The sequence below is a fragment of the Candidatus Dadabacteria bacterium genome (genome assembly GCA_026705445.1).
GTDB lineage: Bacteria > Desulfobacterota_D > UBA1144 > Nemesobacterales > Nemesobacteraceae > Nemesobacter.
In genome coordinates, this window is the sequence record JAPPAR010000032.1 from 1 (window position 1) to 3,573 (window position 3,573).

At 46.7% G+C, this 3,573-nt stretch carries 3 protein-coding genes; 1 reads left to right on the top strand and 2 read right to left on the bottom strand.

Going from position 1 to position 3,573, the window contains the following annotated elements:
- Positions 1-69: 69 nt before the first annotated feature.
- Together OXG75_06855 and OXG75_06860 are read right to left on the bottom strand one after the other, a co-directional pair.
- Positions 70-981, bottom strand: coding sequence for a methyltransferase domain-containing protein (locus OXG75_06855; protein ID MCY3625690.1), 912 nt, complete (start codon positions 979-981; stop codon positions 70-72).
- Between the two features lie 91 nt (positions 982-1,072).
- The gene (locus OXG75_06860; GenBank protein ID MCY3625691.1) at positions 1,073-1,531 is read right to left on the bottom strand and encodes a hypothetical protein; all 459 of its coding nucleotides are present in this window, start codon (positions 1,529-1,531) and stop codon (positions 1,073-1,075) included.
- A 345-nt stretch (positions 1,532-1,876) separates the two neighbouring features.
- On the opposite strand from OXG75_06860, the gene OXG75_06865 reads away from it, so the two are divergent.
- Positions 1,877-3,349 carry an ATP-binding protein gene (locus OXG75_06865; protein MCY3625692.1) on the top strand — a complete coding sequence of 491 codons (1,473 nt, stop codon included), beginning with the start codon at positions 1,877-1,879 and terminating at the stop codon, positions 3,347-3,349.
- The last annotated feature ends 224 nt before the right edge of the window (positions 3,350-3,573 follow it).

Sequence of the window (3,573 nt, forward strand, 5' to 3'; positions counted from 1 at the left end):
ACCATCATAGGACGTCGGTGTCGTGAAATGAAGGTTGTGGCTACAAAAATAGTTTGCTTTCTCTTTATTCTAAGAGCGGCAAACAGGGGCTGGCATAATTTGGAAATTATATACTTTGTTTGCCGTCTTGTTTATCGGGACCTGAACAGCACCTGCTTTGTGTGTGGCAAGAATTGATATGAACAGGCGAGGGAAGGGGTACAGCGTACGATCCCCCGAACCCCTAGGATAAGCACCCCGAAGCCGTTGCTTGTATACCTCTAAAAACCGGTTCCGCTCAGCATCGGGCAGACCATTTAGAATCGGGCGCAGACCGCTGCCCATAACCCATTCAAAAACAGGGTCATCGCCTTCCAGCGCATGGAGATACCGCGTTTCCCAGATATCAAGGCGTCGCGTACAGGGAGAAAGGATATCGTAGTAGAAATCTGAATCCTCGACCCACTTGTTTGACAAGGCGGCAAGGAGTGAGGCCTCGCCGACGGGCTTCCCCTCGGGACCCCCATCTGCCAGCGTATCCCGCATCAGGCGGTGAGACGGAAGATCCCAGCTAAGCGGCATCTGGACCGCAAGGCAACCTCCCGGGTTAAGGTAGCTCGCCAGGCGCGTAAACAGCTCAGAGTGACCGTCAACCCAGTGCAAAGACGCATTGGAATAAATAAGGTCCGGGTTTTCCTCAGGCACCCAGCTGCGGATATCGGCATCCGCCCAGTGTATGGTCGACGGCTCCGCAGCCGCCTCTGCCAGCATCTGCGGTGAGTTATCGATACCATATACTCTGGATGAGGGCCAGCGCTTCGCCAGAAAATGGGTTATGTGGCCCGAACCGCAGCCCAGATCATAGATCACGTCCGGCACCTCAAGGGGTATACGATCCAGCAACTCAATGGCCGGTTGCAGACGCTCTTGGGAAAACTTCAGGTACTGACAGGGGGTCCAGCGCGTTCCGGCAACTTCACCTTGGTGCGCTCTTTGCGACATGCGATTTCCTTGCTCCACCCCTCGGACATATCCGCACGGTTTTTGTACGGAATGGTCTGCAACATCGTCTTTTTACCTTCAGGAACCGCGGTCAGTCGCCGCTCAGGTAATTTACCACGTCATCCTGAATGGACTCGTCCACGAGTTCCCTCCACTCCTCATTGCCACTTGCTATCGATTCGCGTATCTTGGTAGCCGATATGAATCCTATGTTCTCAGGCGGAAAAAACTCGTTCATCTCGTAACCGACTCCCCTGCCCCAGTTTACCGATTCAATGTCCGGAATCACCATCACGACCACGTCATCCCCCTTGCTCTCGTGATATTTTCTTATCATTCCGACGGTCTGTTCCGTGGTGAAGGGGTTTTTCGGATCGGGAGGAATATCCCTTACCATTATCAGGCACGGAACTCCATTGTCGAGCTTCTGCCTGACAAGGCTTATGTGTCCGGCGTGGTATGGTTGATACCTGCCGATGAATATGGCTCTTCTGGAAGGAGAAGGCTTTATATCCGGATGACCGTGATTTTTACATTCCCAGTTGCTCATTATTTACCTCGTCGAGTGGATTAAAAGAAGATTTTTACTAACTGAAAGACGCACGGATTATACACACGCCCGGTTTTTTTTCAACAGCGATTAATGGAAATAGTATACAATGCTAGCCGAGAATTCCGTGAAAAGAAGCGGGAGGAAGTTTTTTTATCGATGACGCCCCAACTTTTTGTAAGGCACAGTTAAATTGCAGACGATTAGCCTTTTATAACTGCGGTCATCGCTATTTGATACTCATAACTTCCGGTTATCATTCAATTATTCTCTTCGAGATCAAATAAGAGTAATTAATTGTGCTTATTTGACTTTCTTTTTTCCCCTGCTATCATATTGACCGTTATGTTTAGCGTTTCTGAACAGGAAATCCTTCGGCGTCTCCGCACCGACAGCCTTTGGTGGGAAAATCGAAACGATGTCAGATGGAAAGATTCTCCCAAAAGAATCTATTTCACCCCGTTTTTTGAACTAATATACGAGAAAAAGATCAATCGGGCAGTTGTGCTTATGGGCCCACGCAGGGTCGGTAAAACCGTTATGGTTCATCAGGCAGTTGCCGAACTCATAAGGAAAAGAGTTGATCCGAAACGAATTCTATATGTTCCTTTGGACAACCCTTTGTATTCAGGGTTATCGCTTGAAAAAATCTTTCTCATATTCACCGAATTGAACTCCATAGCGCAAGATGAGTCTGGTTATCTTTTTTTTGACGAGATTCAATACCTGAGCGACTGGGAGCGACATCTGAAGTCTCTGGTCGATTCCTATCCGCAGCACCGTTTCATAGCAACCGGTTCGGCCGCTGCAGTACTAAAGCTGAAAAGCGACGAGTCCGGTGCCGGAAGGTTCACCGACTTCATTCTTCCTCCATTGACATTTTACGAATACGTTAAGTTCTCGGACAAAGAAAAAAGATTTTTTGTTCAGGGAGAAGAGGTTCCCTATATCCCACCTAGCCAAATCGGCCTTCTTCTTGAAAAAATTGAAGATCTCAATGAAGAGTTTATAAATTACATAAACTTCGGAGGCTACCCCGAAGCTGTATTCTTAGAAGAGGTCAGAGAGAACCCAGGTCGTTTTATCAGGAATGACATTATAGAGAAAGTACTTTTGCGCGACTTACCAAGCCTGTATGGGATCCGTGATATTCCAGAGCTTAACCGACTGTTTGTAACACTTGCCCATAACACCGGGCAGGAAATCAACCTATCGGGCCTCTCTCAAGACTCAAGCGTAGCGAAAACCACAATATTAAAGTACTTGGAATATCTCGAAGCAGCTTTTCTGATAAAACGCGTTAGCAGGATCGACAGAAACGCCAGGAAGTTTAAGAGAGAACACAAATTCAAAGTCTATATTACAAACGCCTCCATGTACCCGGCATTGTTTGGTGCTTTGGAAGAAGATAACAAAACCATTCTTGGTAAACTGGCGGAAACAGCGTTTTTCAGTAATTCCTTTCACTTGCCCGAACACTCGCAAAAATCATATTACGCACGCTGGAAAAATGGAGAAGTAGACCAAGTAGACATGGGTGCGACAGGAATAACAGTAGCAGTTGAAATCAAGTGGTCTGATAGGCCGCTTGAAGACTCTTCAGAGATCAAAGGACTGCTTGATTTCGCCGAAGAAAATAAACTTTTTGATCCAAGCTGTCTGTGTTGTTGCACACTTACAAAACAGGATGTCCGACACTACGGCAACAAAGAAATCGTGTTCATTCCCACAAGTATCTACTGTTTTCTATTAGGGCAGTCTCTAAACAGTTCTGAATTCAGAGAAGACCTATTAAAGTCCGCAGTACAAAGAAAGTAAGCTTCTACAGATCCTTGAAGCGGTTCCCAGATGAGGAATTTGCGAGGAAGTATTTTGAGAACGAGAGACGGGCAAAGAGGGGCTTGTCCTTAGAATCCCTGTTTTCCGTGCTCTCTCCGTCAATCATAACTCTCTGAAGTTTTTAAATAATTTTGTGCAGAATGCCTAGCCCGGATTTCTCACGGTAAGGTATAGAAAAGGCCGTTGTTTGTGTTATAATAAAG